The organism is Asticcacaulis sp. AND118, from assembly GCF_020535245.1.
Lineage (GTDB): Bacteria > Pseudomonadota > Alphaproteobacteria > Caulobacterales > Caulobacteraceae > Asticcacaulis.
In genome coordinates this window covers 23,392-42,771 of sequence record NZ_CP084911.1, presented here as the reverse complement: position 1 = coordinate 42,771, position 19,380 = coordinate 23,392, and the positions used below count along the sequence as shown (strand labels likewise).

Annotated in this window: 14 protein-coding genes; 5 read left to right on the top strand and 9 right to left on the bottom strand. The window is 62.5% G+C overall.

Going from position 1 to position 19,380, the window contains the following annotated elements:
• Positions 1–148: 148 nt before the first annotated feature.
• Positions 149–3,589 carry a TonB-dependent receptor domain-containing protein gene (locus LH365_RS13760; protein ID WP_226745932.1) on the bottom strand — a complete coding sequence of 1,147 codons (3,441 nt, stop codon included), beginning with the start codon at positions 3,587–3,589 and terminating at the stop codon, positions 149–151.
• Positions 3,590–3,934: 345 nt separating this feature from the next.
• Between LH365_RS13760 and LH365_RS13755 the strand changes: the two genes are divergently transcribed.
• A complete protein-coding gene (locus LH365_RS13755; RefSeq protein WP_226745931.1) occupies positions 3,935–4,702 on the top strand; it encodes a response regulator in 768 nt (255 codons plus the stop codon).
• 61 nt (positions 4,703–4,763) lie between these two features.
• Here LH365_RS13755 and LH365_RS13750 read toward each other — a convergent pair whose 3' ends face one another.
• Positions 4,764–5,219 carry a hypothetical protein gene (locus LH365_RS13750; protein ID WP_226745930.1) on the bottom strand — a complete coding sequence of 152 codons (456 nt, stop codon included), beginning with the start codon at positions 5,217–5,219 and terminating at the stop codon, positions 4,764–4,766.
• Between the two features lie 144 nt (positions 5,220–5,363).
• Between LH365_RS13750 and LH365_RS13745 the strand changes: the two genes are divergently transcribed.
• The 4 genes from LH365_RS13745 (at position 5,364) to LH365_RS13730 (ending at position 10,003) form a co-directional block, all read left to right on the top strand.
• On the top strand, positions 5,364–6,344 hold the full coding sequence (locus LH365_RS13745) for an aspartyl protease family protein (RefSeq protein WP_226745929.1): 981 nt from the start codon (positions 5,364–5,366) through the stop codon (positions 6,342–6,344).
• 83 nt (positions 6,345–6,427) lie between these two features.
• The gene (locus LH365_RS13740) at positions 6,428–7,714 is read left to right on the top strand and encodes an MFS transporter (protein ID WP_226745928.1); all 1,287 of its coding nucleotides are present in this window, start codon (positions 6,428–6,430) and stop codon (positions 7,712–7,714) included.
• A gap of 20 nt (positions 7,715–7,734) precedes the next feature.
• Positions 7,735–8,724 carry a LacI family DNA-binding transcriptional regulator gene (locus tag LH365_RS13735; protein WP_226745927.1) on the top strand — a complete coding sequence of 330 codons (990 nt, stop codon included), beginning with the start codon at positions 7,735–7,737 and terminating at the stop codon, positions 8,722–8,724.
• Positions 8,725–8,788: 64 nt separating this feature from the next.
• Positions 8,789–10,003: an alginate export family protein gene (locus tag LH365_RS13730; protein ID WP_226745926.1), complete on the top strand. Its 1,215-nt coding sequence runs from the start codon at positions 8,789–8,791 to the stop codon at positions 10,001–10,003.
• A 59-nt stretch (positions 10,004–10,062) separates the two neighbouring features.
• On the opposite strand, the gene LH365_RS13725 is transcribed toward LH365_RS13730, so the two are convergent.
• The 7 genes from LH365_RS13725 to LH365_RS13695 all read right to left on the bottom strand — a co-directional run bounded on the left by LH365_RS13725 (position 10,063) and on the right by LH365_RS13695 (position 19,372).
• Positions 10,063–10,728, bottom strand: coding sequence for a copper resistance protein B (locus LH365_RS13725; protein ID WP_226745925.1), 666 nt, complete (start codon positions 10,726–10,728; stop codon positions 10,063–10,065).
• A gap of 166 nt (positions 10,729–10,894) precedes the next feature.
• Positions 10,895–12,526, bottom strand: coding sequence for a copper resistance system multicopper oxidase (locus LH365_RS13720; RefSeq protein WP_226745924.1), 1,632 nt, complete (start codon positions 12,524–12,526; stop codon positions 10,895–10,897).
• Positions 12,527–12,589: 63 nt separating this feature from the next.
• Positions 12,590–12,934, bottom strand: a complete 345-nt coding sequence (locus LH365_RS13715) for a hypothetical protein (RefSeq protein ID WP_226745923.1) — start codon at positions 12,932–12,934, stop codon at positions 12,590–12,592.
• Between the two features lie 33 nt (positions 12,935–12,967).
• Positions 12,968–14,362 carry an efflux transporter outer membrane subunit gene (locus LH365_RS13710; protein WP_226745922.1) on the bottom strand — a complete coding sequence of 465 codons (1,395 nt, stop codon included), beginning with the start codon at positions 14,360–14,362 and terminating at the stop codon, positions 12,968–12,970.
• 4 nt (positions 14,363–14,366) lie between these two features.
• On the bottom strand, positions 14,367–16,337 hold the full coding sequence (locus LH365_RS13705) for a MacB family efflux pump subunit (protein ID WP_226745921.1): 1,971 nt from the start codon (positions 16,335–16,337) through the stop codon (positions 14,367–14,369).
• A 12-nt stretch (positions 16,338–16,349) separates the two neighbouring features.
• Complete coding sequence (locus tag LH365_RS13700) at positions 16,350–17,555, bottom strand: efflux RND transporter periplasmic adaptor subunit (protein WP_370639761.1); 1,206 nt, start codon at positions 17,553–17,555, stop codon at positions 16,350–16,352.
• 233 nt (positions 17,556–17,788) lie between these two features.
• Positions 17,789–19,372, bottom strand: a complete 1,584-nt coding sequence (locus LH365_RS13695; RefSeq protein ID WP_226745919.1) for a family 43 glycosylhydrolase — start codon at positions 19,370–19,372, stop codon at positions 17,789–17,791.
• Positions 19,373–19,380 lie beyond the last annotated feature (8 nt).

Here is a 19,380-nt window from a genome sequence, read left to right as displayed (position 1 = left end):
ACTTGATAGTCGCGCGTTTTTTCGTGCGGCTATTTTTTTTCCGCTGCCTCCGTGCGCAAAAAAACGTCCCGCCCTTTGGCAAGGACAGGACGTCTGAGATGCGGGGTACGGCGCGAAGGCGAACGGAGACCCTTCGCGCCGGATGGGATTAATACTTGTAACGCACGCCCAGAGTGAACTGACGCCCGGTAGAACCGTACTGGCTGACGACGGTCTGGCTGGTGCCGCCGTAGGCGTAGCGGTTGGTCGTTTCGTTGGTCATATTCAGACCTTCCAGCGTTACGGTCAGGTTCCTGGTCGGCTTGTAGCTCATCGAGAAGTCGACATTTTCGGTCGGCAGCGAGCCAGCGAAATCGTTGATCAGCGGCGAGTTACACGGCGTACCGTCGCTGTTCAGGCCCGGCGCGCACGACCCGGCGGCCAGCGGATAGGTCGTGTAGTACCCTTCGCGCTTGGCCATCGACACACGGGCGCTAAACTTTTCGGTTTCGTAGTAAAGCGTCAGGTTGATGGCGTCCGGCGATGCCCCCAGCCACGGCCCGGCGCCGTAGGAAGGCGCGACCGTCGCACTGCCCGGATCGAGGATGTAGGTCAGTTCGGACTCGATGTGGGTCAGGTTGAACTGAACCCCCGTATTGCGGAACAACCACGGCAGGAAGGTGAAGTCCTGCTGATAGCTGAACTCGTAGCCTTCCAGCGTACCGCCGGGGGCGTCGCGGAACTGGCGCGCGGTGGCTTCACCGTTGCTGTCGATATAGGCGAGACGCGCATTATCGGCGACCGAACCGGTGTTGAACTGCAGCTTGAGCGTGGCCAGATCGTCCGCCGACAGGAAGGTCGACAGCGGCGCCGAGAACAGCACGGTCTGCGGGTAGGATTCGATATCCTTCTTGAATACCGCCAACGACAGCAGGCCGCCCTTGGCGAAGTACCATTCCGCCGACAGGTCGTAGGTTTTGCCGCGGAACGGCGCAAGCTTCGGGTTACCGATGGTCAGGGTCGCGCCGGTCGTCGCACCCGTCGTGGACGGGATCGAGATGGCCGTGATCGACGGCGACAGATTGCCCAGTTGCGGACGCGCCATTACCTCGGCGGCCCCGGCGCGGACATAGACGTTCGGGATGACCTCCCAGGCGACGTTGAACGACGGCAGGGTGTCGGTATATTCGTTGCGGCCGGTGATCGGACGGCCCGCCGAGGTAGTGCCGTAAGAGGTCAGGTCGGTCTTGACCTGACGCACGCCGATATTGCCGAAGATATTGCCGCCCAGCACGTCGTAGTCGAAGTTCAACTGAAGATAAGCGCCTTCGCTCTTTTCCTGAACCTTGAAGTTTTCGCGGCCACCATTACGCTTGCCGTGGATGCGCCAGTCCCCGTACTGATTGATGCAGTTGCAGGTGAAGTCGAAGACCGAGTTGAAGGCTTCGATGCTCGGCGCGAAGAAGGAGGTGGCGGTGCCGCCCGGTACGTCGAGGCCCTGACCGAACTGGATCACCTTGCCCAGCGAGGCGACGCTGACGCCGGCTTCCTTCTCGGTCGGATTGAGCAGGTCGCTTTCCCGCTCCAGCAGGTTGGTTTCAAAGCCGTACTGACGCGACGTGCCGCCGAATTTGAGGGTCAGATTGTCGTTCAGATCGTAGGTGAAATCGGCCTTCGCGCCCTTATATTCGTTGGTGACGAAACGCTGGTAGTGACGAATGGCCGAGAAGCCCTTGACCATATTCCAGTTGGCCGGATTGGCCGCGTCGAAGCCGATATTGAACACCGGCATTTCGCCACCGCCGCGCTCGTCGAAGACAAAACTTTCAGGCGAGTCCATGCGGTTGAATTCGACCAGCAGGCCCTGGTTCTCGTTATAGGACTCCGAGGCGCCCAAGGTGAAATCACCCCGCAAGCGGTCGCTGAATTCCTGCGTCAGGTTGAACGACAACTGCTTGAATTCGGTGGTGTAGAAGTTGCGGTCCGCCGCCGAGCGCCAGTCGACATTACGCAGGACCAGATAGTCCGCTACGCCGTTCGACACATTGGCGGCCAGAACGTCGACGCCCTGACGGCCGATCAGCTTGTCGCGGAAACCCAGACCGTCGGCCGAGGCGACGTAGCCCACGGAGTTCGGATTGGTGTAATAGTCGTAAGGGTCGAGGTTTTTCGGGTTGTAGGAGAAGCCCATGCCCGAAACCAGGCCGCCGCCGTAGAAGCTTTGACCACAGTCGATGGCCGCCTGAATATCGGTTGCCGCGCGCGCCGTACAGGTGCCGGGATAAAGCCCGCGCTTCTGGGCAACCGTCAGCTTGGTGCCCGGATTGGCGCCTGAAATCGCCCCGGTCGAGGCCGCGGCGTCGTTATTAACCGCCGTTGCGTATTGCGCATTGGTGTTATCACGGTTCAGACCGACCGAAGACACCTGATAGATGGTGCTTTCGTTGCGGAACTTCGAATAGAGGCCGTCGATCGAAATGCGCGTGCCGGGATTCGGCTGCATCTGGAACGAGGCGGTCAGGCCCAGACGCTCCTGATGCAGATCCTGCTGTTCGATCGAGCCTAGAGCTGGGAACCGGACCTGCGACGCATTGAGCGGATTGTGCAGCAGGGCGTAGGCGGCCGGATCAGACCCCGTCACCGCATTATAGTAGGCGGTATTGGTGATCGCCGGCGCGCCCGTGCAGACATAGCCGATCGGGCGGCTGGGGGTCGTCGTGCCGGGGCACGGACCGGCGGCGGCCAGGATGGTGTCGTTGAAGGTCGTACCGGCCGGTGCCGCGAAGCCCGCCCGTAGCGGATATTCATTGGTCGCCCAGGTGGCGTTGCGGTACAGATAATCCGATTGACCCGGACCGCGGCGATACTGATCGTTTTCCGAATCGCGCTCGGAATAGGCCACCGAGGCGAGGAAACCCAGCTTGCCGTCGGCCCAGCGTCGGGAAACAAGGCCCGTCACGCGTGGATTATGGAAGCCGCCATTGTCGTAATAGGCGTCTTGGATCGAGAAGGCGTACTGGTCCTTCTTATAGTCGAAAGGACGCCCCGTGATCAGATCGACGGTGGCGCCCAGCGAGCCTTCGTCGGTTTCAGCGGACGAGGTCTTGCGTACGCGCAGGCTGTTGAACAGTTCCGAAGCGAAGGTGTTGAAATCGAAGGCGCGCGAACGGTTCGGGTTGGAACCGGCGTCATTGGCCCCGGCGGTCGACAAGGCTTCGAGACCGTTGATGCGCACGCGGGTGAAATCGGCGCCCAGGCCGCGCACGGTGATGGTGCGCCCTTCCCCGTTATCGCGGTCGATCGAAATGCCCGGAATGCGCTGCAGCGATTCCGCCAGATTGGCGTCCGGGAAGTCGGCGATATCCTCGGCATTGATGGCGTCCATCATCACGTCAGCCTTGCGCTTGGTGGTCAGCGCGCTTTGCAGCGAGGCGCGATAGCCGGTCACGACGACGGTCTGAATATCGTCGGATGCGGGGGTTGCTGGCGCGGCCTCCTGGGCCTGAGCCCCCATGGCTGTCAAGGCCAGGACCGAAGTCAGCGCCGAAACGGAGACGCTCTTGCGCAAAATCGCGGACGCACTACGCCCGTGCATAGCTTTGGTAGTCATTGGATTACGCTCCCTGTTGGTTCAGAGCCGATTATTCGGCCGCTTCATTTTTTGACCGCACACATGACACCGGTGTCAAAACTGGCCGGGCCGCAGGTGGTTCGCGATGAGGTTAGCGCTACCTCGACAAAAAGAAACCCCAATTTGTCAGATTTGCAAATTTTGCACGTAAAACAAGGTTACGTGTGTGAAATTGATCACAATGCGACGTTTCAGTGTCTGGCCAAAGTCATGCCAGAGTTCGAACCGACCGCCTGCAACCTCATCATATATTAAGAATAACGTCGTATTGAGTATGCCATTGAAACGCACGAAGGTGCGCAAGGCTTACGCAACGAGGCAAGAATGGCTGAAGGACTGGCGCTGATCATCGAGGACAGCCTGACTCAGGCGAACATCGTCGGACGCATGTTGAAAGATGAAGACTGGAACTACGTCATCGCCCGCTCGCTAGCCGAATGTCATGAAATCATGCTGCATCAGCGCCCGAACCTGATTTTCGTCGACGTGTTTCTGGGCGAAGACAACAGCCTTGAACACATCACCCAGATTCGCGACCGCGCACTGGACGCCACTATCGCCGTCATGACCGCCGGCTCTCGCGACGCCTCGGTGGACAGCACGCTGAAACTGGCGCGCAGCACCAATGTCGATTACATCCTGCGCAAGCCCTTCTCGCGTCCGCAACTGCGCGCCATTGTCGAATCGGCGCAGGCCGACGCTTCGGAAGGCCGCAAGCGCAAGCACGCTCTGGTGATCGACGACAGCCACACCGTCGCCTCGCTGACGGCGCAAATCCTCGGCGATAACGGCTACCGCGTCTCCATCGCCCACAGCATGGAAGAGGCGCTGGAAAACGAAGATATCGCCCATGTCGATCTGATCGTGTCGGACATCTTCATGCCGGGCATGGGCGGCCTTCAGGGCATACGCGTCATCAAATCGACCTGGTCCAACGTGCGCGTGCTGGCCATGTCGGCCGGCCTCGACAGCCGCGTCAGCTCGGACCGCGCCACCTCCGCCGCCATCGCGGCAGGGGCCGATGCCGAAATCCAGAAGCCTTTCCGACCGGTCGAACTGATCAACACCGCCATCAACCTGATGGCGTCGTAAAGCGGTTTGTCGTTACGAACAAAAGCGCCGGTCCGATCGCCTCGGGCCGGCGTTCTTTGTGTTAGTCCCGGCAATAGCCTTCATTGGCGGCGACAACCAGACAGTCGGACTTATCCGCCAGCCATTTCATGCCCGTGGCCTCGCCGTCTCCGGGCACGATCACCAGCGGCGTGCCGTTGCGATCGACGTGCAGGCCATCGGGCTTCAGCGTCCCGGCATAGGTTTTCGGGCCGTCGAGATCGGCCATCACCACCTCATAGGCGTCACCGCTTTTCGGCGTGATGGTCATATAGGTGCCTTCGACGCCGGTCCAGCGTCCGGCATAGGCGGGTTGCGACGCCGTCGAGGCGGCGGCCGAAGCGCTTTGCGGCGCGACCGGCGCGGCTATCTCCGCCACGGCGCTTTCCGACGCATTGGCCGCGGAATCAGCCGGCGGCGCTTCGGCGGAACAGGCGCTCAGGGCCACCGCCACCACAAAACCCAATCCTCCGAAACGCTTTGCCCATATGCGCGCCATGCCAAAATCTCCTGTAGCTTGAGCCGGGAACTTAAAGCCCGGCAGATAAACGCGCCATACGTCACTGTGAAAAACGCCGTTGTGCAAACCCGGCATCAGGCGCAATATATCCAAAAAACAGATATATAGGCAGGGAGCCTTCACATGAGGGATCAGGCTAGGTCCGAGGGCGGACTGTCGCGGCGCGCGGCTCTGAGTCTGAGTCTCGGCCTGAGCGGGGCGCTGGTGTGTAGCCCGCTGGGGCGAGCGCAGGCTGACGACGCATCCCCGGAGACTCCCGTGCGTCTGCTGGCCGAGACGCTGGCCTCGCGGCACCTCAGTGTAAAGACCTTCATCAACGGCGCCGGCCCATTCGCGTTCATCGTCGATACCGGCGCCGATACCTCGGTCCTCGCCGGGGATGTCGCGGCCCGGCTCGACCTGCCGATGAGCGACCGGGTGATGGTCAAGGGGCTGGCGCGCGATCTTCCCGCCACGCTGGCGCGGGTGAAACACCTGGGCGTCGGGCCTTTCGCCTTTACCGACCTGCGCCTGCCGGTTCTGCCGCGGCACTTTCTGTCCGCCGACGGTTTTCTGGGGCTGGACGTCATTCAGGACCGCCGGGTGACCTTCGATTTTGCCGGTAAGGCGCTGATACTCTCCCCGTCCCAACCCTTCGAGCCCCTGTTCCGCGGCACCGGCGCAGCCATGATCGACGTCACCGGCAAGGACGGACGTCTGAGGGCCAGCGACTGCCGCGTCAACGGCGTTCGCGCCAAGGCCTTTATCGACAGCGGGGCCGAGGTGTCGATCGGCAACACCGCCCTTATGCAGGCGCTTCAGCGGCGCGGTCGTTTGCGCGAGCTGCACCCGCTGGTGCTGGTCGGCGTCACCGGCGGCGAGGTCGAAGGCCGCCTGATGGCCACCGCCGATGTGCGGCTGAAGAACATCCGTTTCAGCGGAGCATTGGCCATGGCCGACGTGCCGAGCTTCGGGGCGTGGCATCTGAACGGCGAGCCGGCCTTGCTGATCGGCATGGACTTCCTGCGTCAGTTCGCACGGGTCAGCATCGACTACGGCATGAAGGACATCCGTTTCGATCTGTCCGACGCCGGGGGGCAATCGCGCCAATATGCAATGCTCTAAAAACGTTTGCGGCTTTCGCCAGGGCAGAAAATGCGTTACGGCGATGGGATAACCCTGATCACAGGGAACCCAGGATTCCGTTCATGTCCAATGCCCCTTCGGCGGCCAGCGCCGGCCAGAAACCCGTAAATTCTCCCGCTCAGGTGCTGGTCGCCAGCCTGATCGGCACGACGATCGAGTTTTTCGACTTCTACGTCTACGCCACCGCCGCCGTGCTGGTCTTTCCGGCGCTGTTCTTCCCGACCAGCGACCCGACCTCGGCCTTGCTGCAATCCTTCGCCACCTTCTCCATCGCCTTCTTCGCCCGGCCCGTCGGGGCCATGGTCTTCGGACATTTCGGCGACCGTATCGGACGCAAGGCGACGCTGGTGGCGGCGCTGCTGACGATGGGGGTCTCCACCGTTTTGATCGGCTGCCTGCCCAGCTATGAACAGATCGGCGTGCTGGCCCCCCTGCTCCTGTCGCTGTGCCGCTTCGGTCAGGGCTTCGGGCTCGGCGGCGAATGGGGCGGCGCGGTGCTGCTGGCCACCGAGAACGCGCCGGAAGGCAAGCGCTCGTGGTACGGCATGTTCCCGCAACTGGGCGCACCCATAGGCCTTCTGCTGTCGTCGGGGGCCTTCTGGGTGCTGCTGCACTTCATCTCGCAGGAAGCCCTGCTGAGCTGGGGCTGGCGCGTGCCGTTCATCGCCTCTCTGGCCCTGATCGTCGTTGGCCTGTGGGTGCGTCTGTCGATCACCGAAACGCCGGAGTTTCAGGCCGCCATCGACAAGGAAGAGCGCGTCAAGGTGCCGCTGGTCGAGATTTTCAGCCGTCACAAGCGTTCGCTGTTCCTCGGCACCTTCGTCGCGCTGGTGACCTTCGTCCTCTTCTATATCGGCAGCGCATGGCTTCTCTCCTACAACGTCAAGGTGCTCAAAATCCCCTTCGTCGAAGCCCTCGAAGTGCAGATTCTGGGTTCTATCGCCTTCGGCCTGTTCATCCCGCTGTCGGCCAAGCTGGCGGAGCGTTTCGGCCGCCGGGAAATCCTCATCCTGACCACGGCGCTGATCGCGGTCTTCTCCTTTGCGCTCGCCCCCCTGATGAGCGGCGAAAGCAGCATCTTCGTCTTTTCGATCGTCGCCATGGCGCTGATGGGCATGACCTACGCCCTGATCGGCACAGCGCTGGCGGCACCCTTCCCGGCTAATGTGCGCTATACAGGCGCGTCCTTGACCTTTAATTTCGCCGGCATTTTCGGGGCCTCGCTCGCCCCCTATGCCGCCACCTGGTTGCAGGTCAATTACGGCCTCAGTCATGTAGGTTACTATCTTCTGGCGGCGGCGCTGATCACCCTGATCTGCATCTTCGCCTCCGGCAGGCACGAGGTCTGAAAGCTATTATGGGGGGAAGCATGGCGGACGAGTCGCGACCGGTTAAACGCATCACGCTGAAAGACGTGGCCAAGGCCGCCGATGTCTCGCTGGCCAGCGCCTCCTACGCCATCAACGGCACAGGCTCGCTGGGCAGCGAGGTGCGCGCGCACATTCTGAAAATCGCCGCCGATCTGGGTTATCGGCAGAACCTGTCGGCGCGCGCCGTGCGCACCGGCCGCACCGGGACGCTGGGCCTCATTCTGCCCGACTTCGCCAATCCCTTCTTCACCGGTCTGGCACAGGCGGTCATGCGCCGCGCCCGCGCCGATCGCCACTACGTCGTCATCGCCGATACCGAAGGCGATGTGCGGCTGGAACAGCAGGCCATAGCCAGCCTGATCGAGCGCGGCGTCGACGGGCTGGTGTGGTTTCCGGTGCGCGACCTCGACACCGCCACGCCGCCGCCGGAACTGCCGACCGTTATCATGGACCGCAGAGCCGTGGGTCTGTCGCTGATACTGGCCGACTATACGGGCGGCGGCCGTCAGGCGGCGGCGCACCTGATGGCGCGGGGGCACCGCAAGGTCGGCATCGTCTCCGGCCCGATGAGCCTGAACAGCATGACCGAACGCTGCCAGGGGTTCCGCAGCGGCCTGAGCGCCGATGCCGAGTGCGTTTTCCACGTCGAGACGGGGTTTTCCGACGACCTCGAACCCGCCGTAGGGGCCGCCATCGACAACCGCTCGGTGACCGCCATCTTCGCCGGGACGGATCAGATCGCGCTGGCCGTCGTCCGCCGCGCCGCCCGCAGCGGCCTGCGCGTGCCGGAGGACCTGTCCATTATCGGCTTCGGCGACGCCCCGTGGGTCGGCACTTCGGCCCCGGCCCTCACGACAGTCGAAATGCCCATAGAGGACATGGCCAACGAAGCCGTCGACCGGTTGCTGCAGCGGGATCCGGGGGCCCCTGCGCGGGTTGTTTTTGACACCTCGCTTATCGTCCGTGAGTCGACCCGCGCGTTGCCGTAACGGCGTTTGCAAAAAATTACCTATTTTATGAGAGGGTTACTCATCCAAGTATCGGAGTACCCCTATGATCCTGCGTGTATCCATCAGCACCCTCGCGCTTGCCACCGTCGCCACCGGCGCAAATGCGGACACCTTTTCCGAAGCGCTTTCCAAGTCCAAGCCCATCCTCGAATCCCGCCTGCGCGCCGAAAGCGTGTCGCAACCCGGCCTTCAGGACGCCGAGGCCCTGACCTGGCGCAATCGCGTCGGTTTCGAGAGCGGCCAGTTCGGCAAGGTGAAGATTCTAGTGGAGTTCGAAGACGTCCGCGCCCTGCAGGACGACTATAATTCCGGCTATAACGGCAAGACGGCCTATGCGGCGGTCAACGATCCGGAAGTCACCGAACTTAACCGCCTGCAACTGACCTGGACGCCGAACAAGACGACGACGGTCACGGCGGGCCGTCAGCGCATCCTGATCGACGACAACCGTTTCGTCGGCAATTCGGGCTGGCGTCAGGACGAAATGACCTTCGACGCCCTGCGCGTCGATGTGAAGCAAGGCAAGTGGTCGACGACCTACGCCTATCTCACCAAGATCAACCGCACCGCCGGCGAACACGCCGACTGGGATTCCGACACCCACCTGCTCAATGTCGGCTATGCCGCCTCGCCGGCGCTCAAGGTGCAGGGCTTTGTCTATGCGCTCGATTTCAAGAATTCGGCCTATAACTCGACCCTGACCACGGGCCTGCGCCTCAGCGGGGAAAAGCCGCTCGGCAAGACGACCAAGCTGACCTATGCCGGCCTGATCGCCAAGCAGGTCGATAACGGCAATAATCCCAGCGATTTCAGCCTCAAGGCTGTGAATGGTGAGGTGGGCGTCAATCATGGACGCTGGAAAGTCGTCGCCGCCTATGAGAAGAATGAAGGCAACGGGGTGCGCGGTTTCATCACCCCCATCGGCAGCGCTCATAATATCCGCGGCTGGGCCGACGCCTTTTCGACCAACGGCAACAAGATGCTGCCGGATGGCCTGAACGACCTGAACTTCACGGCGACCTATACGCATCCCAAGGAAATCGGTTTCCTCAAGAAGCCGAGCCTGATCGTCAGCTATCACGACTTCCGCACCGACCGTAACCCGCGCGAAGTGGGCACGGAGTGGGACGTGCAGGCGTCGGGCGGCCTGACCAAGAATCTGACCGTCAGCGTCAAATACGCCGATTTCGATCGCGCAGACTCGACCATGCCGGCCTCGCGCCGCAAGCTGTGGTTCGGTCTGGAATATAAGCTGTAGTCAGCCAATCTGGCTCAAAAAATCAGGCGTCCGGAGCAATCCGGACGCCTTTTACATTATCAGAATAGCCAGCGTATACCAAGAGTTACGCGGGTCTCTTCATCCGATTTCCCGGCGGCGCGCGCTCGATCCGCTGTCTCGCCGAGCTTGCGTTGATAATCCGCCTGCACATAGGGCGCGAAGCGGCGATTGATCTCATAGCGCAGTTGCAGGGCCGCCGTGGCATCGGTCAGGCCGGAGCCCGTGCCATGCTGAGGATCGGCCTTGCTGATCGCATTGACCTCGATCGACGGCGACAGGATCAGGCGGTTGGTCAGCAGCAGGTCGTTTTCCTGCCGCAACCGCGCCCCGATCGCCCCGTCGCCGCGGACGAGCAGATGCGCCTGCGTCTCGAAGAAATAGGACGCCAGACCGTTGACGCCGACCGCCAGATACGTCCGATCCGCGTCCCCGAAATCGTGACGCACGCCGATCTGGGCGTTCCAGAAGGTCGAGACATTGCGGCTATAGAGGACCCATACCTCACCCTCGGTGTCGCCGTCACGCACCTCGCCCTCGCTTTTCAGCCACAGCTTATGCGTATCCCCGCCGACCCAGCCGTCGGCATCCCAATGGGCGCTGTCCTGCCCGTCGTGACGACCATAACCGGTGTCCAGCCATACGGCGTGATAGGTCGCAGAATGGTCGTGCGCCGCCTGCGCCTGTGCGGCGAAAGGTAACAGCATGAGAAGCGCTAACCCTATCATCCTCCCCTGCATAGCGGGGGAGGTGGCTGCGAGACATTGCGAGCAGACGGAGGGGGCATAATTACGTTGGGACTGCCCCCTCCGGCGGGACAAGCCCGCCACCTCCCCCGTGGCGCTGCGCTTACAGGGGAGGATGTTCCCTAATTTAATGATGCGCATGATGACCCTCCCCGTGCTGGGAATGATCGTCCTGAGGCTCGGCCGCTGGCGGCACGAACCCGGATTCCGGCTTCGCAACGCGCAGGGTGGTCATCATACCCGACTGCATGTGGAACATCAGATGGCAATGATAGGGCCAGTCGCCCGGCTCATTGGCCGACAATAACACCGACACGGTCTGGCCCGGCGGGACGATCACCGTATGCTTGTCCGGCAGGCGCGCCGCCTCCTGACCGTTCTCAAGCTGCACAAACATGCCGTGCAGGTGCAGCGGGTGCGCCATCATCGTCTCGTTGACGTAGATCAGCCGCACCCGCTCATTATAGGCCAACTGGATGCCGTCTTCCGGCGCAAAGGTCCTGCCGTTGATGGTCCAGATATAGCGCTCCATATTACCGCCCAGCACGACCTTGATGAAACGCGTCGGTTCGCGCGTATCCTCATGTGGCGTCAGGCTCTTGAGATCGGCGTAATCGAGCACGACCGTCCCTTCCGGTGCGCCGGTTTCGGCCCAGCCGCTGGAATGGTCCATATTCGTCATGTCCATGTTCGGATCGTCGCGCATCATGACGTCCATATTCATGTCGCCCATCTTGAGCACGGCGCGCGGACGATGGGTGGGGATTTCGCCCTTCATGCCTTCACGCGGCGCCAGGTTGCCAATCGCAAAGCCTTCGCGGTCGATCGACTCGGCGGCAAGCGTATAGGCGCGGTCTTCGGTCGGGGTGACAATGACGTCATAGGTTTCAGCATTGCCGAAGCGGAACTCATCGACCTCTAGCGGTTCGACCGGGCGGCCATCGGCGGCGACCACGGTCATTTTCAGCCCCGGTATGCGCACGTCGTACATGGTCATGGCCGAAGCGTTGACAAGGCGCAGGCGCACCCGCTCGCCCGGTTTGAACAAGCCCGTCCAGTTCTGTTCCGTCGTCAGGCCGTTAACCAGAAAGCGATAGCCGGTGACATCCGACAGGTCGGTGGGCAGCATACGCATCCTGCCCCATTCTCCAGCCGATTTCAGAGCCTTACCTACGCCCTGTTCACGTGTGTCCTTAAACAGGTCGCCCACCGTGCGGCGCTTATACTGATAATATTCCGAGGACTTTTTCAGATTGGCCTGAATGCGCGCGGCGCTGTCCTGATGGTAGTCGGACAGCAGCACCACATAGTCGCGGTCGGCCTGGATCGGGTCGGGGCGCTTCGGGTCGATGACGATGCCGGCATATAGACCGTCGGCCTCCTGACCCAGCGAGTGCGAGTGATACCAGTAGGTGCCGGACTGACGAATCGGGAAGCGGTAGGTGAAGGTTTCACCCGGCGCGATGCCCTTGAAGCCGTTGAAGCCCGGCGCGCCGTCCATCAGTCCCGGCAGCAGCAGACCGTGCCAATGGACCGAGGTCGGCTCTTTCAGCGCATTAGTGACGCGGATGACCGCCTCGTCGCCTTCGGTAAAGCGCAGGACCGGGCCGGGGATAGAGCCGTTGACGGCGATCTTGGGGACGGCCTTGCCGCCTATAGTCGACTGGACCTGCGATATGGTCAGGTCGTAGGTGCGGGTCTCGGCCAGCGCCACAGAGGCGCACAGGCTGAGAAAACCCGCCAAAAGCATGGATTTCATGAGAGTTTTCCTGAAAACAGTGACAGGTGCGCCAAGGTATCAGGCGCAGTTCGAGTCAGGTTTTCAGGCGCGCGGCGGCCGCAACAGGTCATCGCTCAGGGCGAAATTCAACCGTTGATCGGTCGAAAGCCGGGCGCGGTCGGACGTCACATAGACGATCTGCGCGCCCGCAAACGGCAAGACCAGTTGCCCTAGCGCGCAATGGCTGACCGGGCACTGACAGGCGCTGCCGCAGTCGCCATGAGTTTTCTTGGCGGGCATCTCATGCGTCGCACCGTGGTCGCCCGCCATGCTCATTTCATGGCAGGGCATGGGCTCGACAGGCTTCGTTTGAGCCATGACCGGTCCTGCCATCGTCGCAATGACGAAGGCCAGCAGTCCGGCAATACGGCTCAGTCGCTTCCACATGCCGCCCGTTCTAGCAGCAAACGGCCGACTTGCCTACTGCGTCGCGCGGCCGCCCAGAGCCTGATACAGGGTCGCCTGATTGATCAGGCGCGACAGGCGGTTATTGTCGCGCGACAGCCGCGCCGAACGCGCCTGTTCCTGCGCATCGAGCCATACCCGCAGCGCCACGGCACCGGTACGATAGCGCAGGGCATAGAGTTGTTCGCTGCGCTCGGCGGCGCTCAGGCTGGCGTCGAGCTTCACCCCCTGCTCGGCCAGTCGCGTGTGCGCCGACAGGGCGTTATCGACATCAGCGAAGGCTTCCAGCAGGGTCTGGCGGAACTCGACCACGGCGATCTCATAATCCTTGCGCGCCGATTTCACCGTAATGTCGTTCTGGGCAAAGTTGAGGAAGGGCAGGCTGACCCCCACCCCCAGCGTCGAAGACGGATCGGACAGCACCTTGCCGAGTTCGGTGGATGATCCGCCGGTCGAACCGGTCAGGGACAGGGCGGGATACATGCCGGCGCGGGTGGCGTCGACGCTGCGCAGCGTGCCGCGCAGACGCGTTTCGGCGGCCTTGAGGTCCGGACGCCGCGCCAGCAATTCTGCCGGCAACCCGGGCGCTATGGCCGGGAAGTCATAGGCCGGCAGTTCGGTCGCCTCGTCCGTTTCCGGCCAAGCCTCTCCGTTGAGCAACAAGGTCAGAGCCGCGCGGTTTTCCACCAGTTGCTGACGTAAGCCCGAGAGGCTGGCTTCCTGTGTATTGACGGTCTGATCGGCCTCAGACACTTCGATGCCCGACACCGAACCGGCCTGATGCTGGACGCGCACCATGTCGCGCACGCGACGGGCATAGTCGAGGCTCAGTTCGGCGTCGCGGATCTGCTGATGCGTATAGGCGATCTGCCAGTAGGCCTGCGCCGTCGTGCCGATCAGGGCCAGACGCGCGGCTTCGAGATCGGCTTCGGTGGCTGTGGCCTCGAAACGCGCGGCGTCGGTCGTGGCCTTCAACCGCCCCCACAGGTCCAGTTCGTAGGCCAGGCTGAAACTGGCGCTATAGGTCACATCATCGCCCGACGACTGCACCGTTCCGTCGTCGCCGACGAAGGACGAGTCGCTGTCGTTCAGGCTCTGGCGCGCCGATACGCTGCCGCTGGCCTGCGGCCATTGATCTAGCCGCGCGCCAAGCACCTGAAGTTGCGCCTTCTGTACGCGCAGAGCCGCGGCGGCGAGGTTGTTGTTCTTCGTCAATGCGGTGTCGATCAGGCGGTTGAGGCGGGCATCACCAAAGGTCTCCCACCACTTGTCCGGCGCGGCGTAGGCCCCGGTCTGGGCCGAATGGGCGAAACTGTCCGGCGTATTGACCGCCGGCGTCTCATAGGGCGTGGATAGACACCCCGTCAGAGCTGATGACAAAAGCAGAAGCAAAACAAATGTTTTTTTCATAGTCCTAATCCCTCGAAAGCGCGGCGACGGGATCGAGTCGCGCGGCGCTGCGGGCGGGCAAAAAGCCGAAGATCACGCCGATCAGGGTCGAACAGGCGAAGGCGGCGATGATGGACGAGGTCGAATAGACCAGCCGAAAATCGGTAGAAAACTGCGCGAAGATCACGCCGAACAGCAGGGCTGCGGCAATCCCCAGCACCCCGCCGATCAGGCACACCAGCACGGCTTCGATGAGGAACTGCTGCATGATGTCGGCCCGTCGCGCGCCGACCGCCATGCGCACGCCGATTTCCGAGGTGCGCTCGGTCACCGACACCAGCATGATGTTCATCACCCCGATGCCACCGACGATCAGAGAGATGACGGCGATGGCCGAAATCAGCACCGTCAGGGTCTGGGTGGTGGCGGTGATGGTCTGACGGATCTGGTCAGTATTGATGATAAAAAAGTCCTTGGTGCCGTGGCGCTGGGTCAACAGGGCCGTGACGCCGTTTTCGGCCACCGCGCTTTCGGTGTCGTCCTTCACCCGCACGGTGATCGAGCGCAGGGTGGTGGTGCCCAGCATCCGCGTATTGACCGCCGTATAGGGCATGTAGATATTCATGCTGTCATTGCCACCGCCGAAGCTGGCGGTCTGTTCCTTCAGCACGCCGATGATGCGCGCCGGCGTCGAGCCCAGCAATATGACCTCGCCGATGGGCGAACCGCGGAACTTCATCGTCTTGACCGTATTCTGGTCGATGACCACGTCCTGAGCCGAGGCGTCGATCTCTGCGCTGCCGAACAGCTTGCCTTCGGCGATTTCGAGGCCCTTGACGCGGAAATACTGTCCGCCGACGCCCTGCACCTGACCGGTATTGGCCACGGCGCCGTATTTGACGGTGACGCTGGTGCGCACGGTCGGGGTAACGCTGTCGACATAAGGCTGCCGCTCAAGCGCATGGGCGTCGGTCACCACAAGCGTACGGATGGCCCCGGACCTTCGGTCACCAAAGCCTGACCCCGGCATGATCTCCAGCGTATTGGTGCCGATGGAGGCAATCTGCTCCAGCACCTTCTGCCGCGACCCGGCCCCAAGCGCCACGACGCAGACGACCGAGGCGATGCCGATGATGATGCCCAGCATGGTCAGGAAGGTGCGCATCCGATGGGCGTTCATGGCCAGGATCGCCATGCGGAAGGCTTCGCCGAAGCTGTCGGCAAAGGCCGCCATGCCGGACCGCCCGCGGGCCACCTGCGGCGGCAGGGGTTCGGTATCCGCCTCGCCCTGACCCGCGCCCGGACGGTCAGCGATGATCTCGCCGTCCTTGATCTCGATGACGCGCTGACAGTGTTCCGCCACCGCCTTGTCATGGGTGACGATGATGACGGTGTGGCCTTCGGCGTGTAGCCCCTTGAGGATGCGCATGACCTCTTCGCCCGATTTGGAATCGAGCGCGCCGGTCGGTTCGTCGGCCAGCACGATCTCGCCGCCGTTCATCAGGGCGCGGGCGATGGAGACGCGCTGCTGCTGCCCGCCGGACAACTGCCCCGGACGGTGGCGGGTGCGTTCGGCCAGCCCCAGCCGCGTCAGCAGCGCACGGGCGCGATCCTTGCGCGCTTCGGGCGGCACGCCGGCATAGATGGCCGGCACCTCGACATTGCCGAGCCCGGTCAGATCGCCGAGCAGGTGATAGCGCTGAAAGATAAAGCCGAAATGCTCGCGCCTGAGTTCGGCCAGTTCGTCCGGCTCAAGTTCGCCCGTAGCCCGTCCGCCGACCGTATAAAGGCCCGCGGTCGGCCGGTCGAGGCAGCCGAGAATATTCATCAGGGTCGATTTGCCCGACCCCGACTGTCCGACAATGGCGACCATTTCGCCCGGACCGATTTCGAGATCGATATCCTTGAGGACGGTGATGGTGCCCTCGCCCGCCGGAAAGTCGCGGCGCAGTTTTTCCACCTTGAGGACGGGCGGTGTTCTGACCTGGGTTTTCATACGGGCGGCTCCTTACAAGCCGCCGCCCGGAGGGCCGCGTCGGCGCATATTGCCCGTATCGCTCTTCGCCGGATCGAGCGCGCCTTCGACCGTCACCACGCGTTCGCCGCGCTTGAGACCGGACTTCACCTCGGCCTTCGTGCCGTCATTGACGCCGATGATCACCTTACGCTCGCTGATCTTCTGATCCTTGTCCACGACCTTGACTCTATAGCTGCCGTCCCGATCAGGCTGACCCAGCGCCGTCGACGGAATGGTCAGGACGTTCTTCGCGCTTTCCAGCACGATATTGACCTGCGCCGTCATGAAGGTGCGCAGCGCCCCGTCTTCATTTTCGACGTCGAATTCGCCATTGTAATAGATGGCCGAGGTGGCGTCCGCCGTGGTGACGCTGTCGTTTTCCTTGATGGTTTCCGGTGCCGGCGCGATGGTGCGAAGGGTCGCATTATAGCGTTTCTTCGACTGCCCCAGGGTGGTGAAATAGACCTCCATGCCGGGTTTGAGATTGACCACGTCGGCTTCGGAGATTTCCGCCTTGATCGTCATGCGGTCCAGTTGCCCCATCTTGATGATGGTCGGCGCGGTCTGGTTGGCGTTGATGGTCTGGCCTTCCTTGGTGACGATGGCCAGCACCGTACCGTCGATCGGCGCGGTGATGCGCGTATAGCCGAGATTGATGCGGGCCGTATTGACCGAGACCTGTCCCTTGGCGATCTGCGCGTTCAGGGCGCGGATATTGGCCTCGGCGCTACGATAGGCGCTTTCGGCGGCTTCGAAGTCGGCGCGCGCGCCGGCGTCGGCCTGATAAAGGGTTTTCTGGCGTTCATAGTTGAGTCTGGCCTCGGCAAGAGACGCCTCGGCCTGCGCCTTCTGGGCCTGAATATTGGCGAGGTCGGCCTGCGCGCTTTGCAGGCTGTTGTTCTGGGTCTGGGAGTCAATTTCGGCGATCAGATCGCCCTTTTTGACGGCCTGCCCCAGTTCGACGGCCAGTCGCTCGACGCGGCCCGAGGTTTGCGCCCCGACGCTTACCAGAGTGTAGGGCTCCAGCGAACCGGTGGCCAGAACCGTGCGCTCGACATTGCCGATTTCGGCGGGGGCGCTGATGACCGGTGGCGCTTTTGGCTTTGAACAGAACAGGGCCTTCACGCCCCATCCGGCCAATAGGAGCGCCACGACGCCCAGCCCGATCATCCACCAACGTCTGTTTTTCACCGTCATCGCCTCACACGCACCTCGTTTTGCGAAGTCCGTTGTGTAACAGTCGATAAGGACGCGAAAATTTCAGTCAAACCCCATTTTGCACGCAAAAGGCGAGCAATCAGGGCCATGTCGCGGCCGGTGTATCAGCCCTTACACATCAGGTTTTCCGGAAACGAGATCAGCGCATCCTCTGTAAAGAAGGAATGCGCGTCTCAGGGTGTCGGGAAAATGATCGGTAAGGCCGGGCCGCTTCAGGCGTTGCAATCCTTTGAGGCCGCGCCCTTGACCGGATGCGGCAACGGAGGCAGTGGCGCGACCGACAGGGCCTGCCATTCCTGTGCGGCGACGGCGGCGTAGGTCTTGCCGTCGGTCGAGGCGTCGAAGACGGCGCGCAGGCAGCGGGTCGTGACCGGGGCGAACGACACCGGATTGTAGGCGTTCAGTTCGCTGGTGTAGGGCGTGGTCGCCGTCACCGGCTTCCACGTCTGGCCGTCGCGGTATTCGATATGCCAGCTTTTGGGCGGGGCCACGCCGATGCCTGAACCGGCCGGCTGATCGCCCCAGAAATAGAGGCTGGCCCCGTTGAGCGTGACCGGCTGATCCCACTGATAGACTGCCCATTGCTGCTTCGGATTGTTGGGCGACCAGGTGCCCCACATGTCGGGCGGCAGAGGGGCCGGGTGCACCTTGCCGTCATTGAGGGCGCGCAGCCAGTATTGCACCGGCACCGGCGCGTTGGAGGCCGTCACGCGGGCGTGCGAGGCAATGTTGTTGATCGGCGTGGCGTCGAACGGCGCGCCACCGGTCTGCACGACCTTTTTCAGCGCAGGCGGCGAAACGTTGTCGTCCCACTGCACTTCGTCGATAGCGACCGAGCGGCGGAAGTGACCGCCCCCCTTGGCGTCCGCCGTATGGTAGGCGATGTACCACTTGCCCTTGAACGCGACGATGCCCGAATGCGAGGTGGTCGAGGACACCGGATCGAGCACGACGCCGCGATAGGTCCACGGCCCCAGCGGCGATTTGGCCGTGCCGTAGGCGATGCAGGCATAGTAGACGGCTTCGGTGCATTCGGAGTCCGGCCCGGCCTTATTGCCGGCATAGGCCATGTAATAGGTGCCGTTGCGCTTGAATATCCACGGCGCTTCGAAGAAGCCGGTCAGGCTGGACACGTCAGTCGGTGTTCCCTTGAAGGTCACCATGTCTTTTTCAAGCTCGACGCCTTTCAGGCGGCCGAAGGTGCCCCAGTAGAGATAGATCCGCTGATCGTCGTCAATAAGTAGGGTCGGATCGATGTTCTGAATGTCATTGGCGACCGGATAGGACTGCGAGATCACCGGCCCTTTTGGATGGGCGTCGACCCACGGACCGGTGGGGCTGTCGGACACGGCGACGCCGATGGCAAAGCCGTCCTTGTTGGTCGATCCCTGCTGCATCACCGGCGCATAGAGGTAGAATCGCTTGTCCGGCCCCTGCACGATCTGGGCGGCGTAGGCGCGGCCCGGCGTCGCCCATTTGAACACGTCGTCGGGCTTAAGGAAGTGCGGATAGTGCGACCATTTCCCCGATTTCGGATCGTCGCTGACCAGCATCTGCCATTCGGGCATGATGAAATCGTTGACGCCCGGCTTCGCCGTGTCGCGCCCGGTCAGGACGTAGAACCTGCCGTCCGCCACCAGAGGCGCGGGATCGGTGGTGTAGTCGCTATCGCCCGACAGGATCGGGTTCGACGCCGCCGACACCTGACGCGATTCCAGCGCCGGATTGGGCTCGGCCTGGACGGCGGCGCAGGCCGCCAGCATGGGCAGCAGGCTGATCAGGGCCAGTTTACGCATGTTGGCTC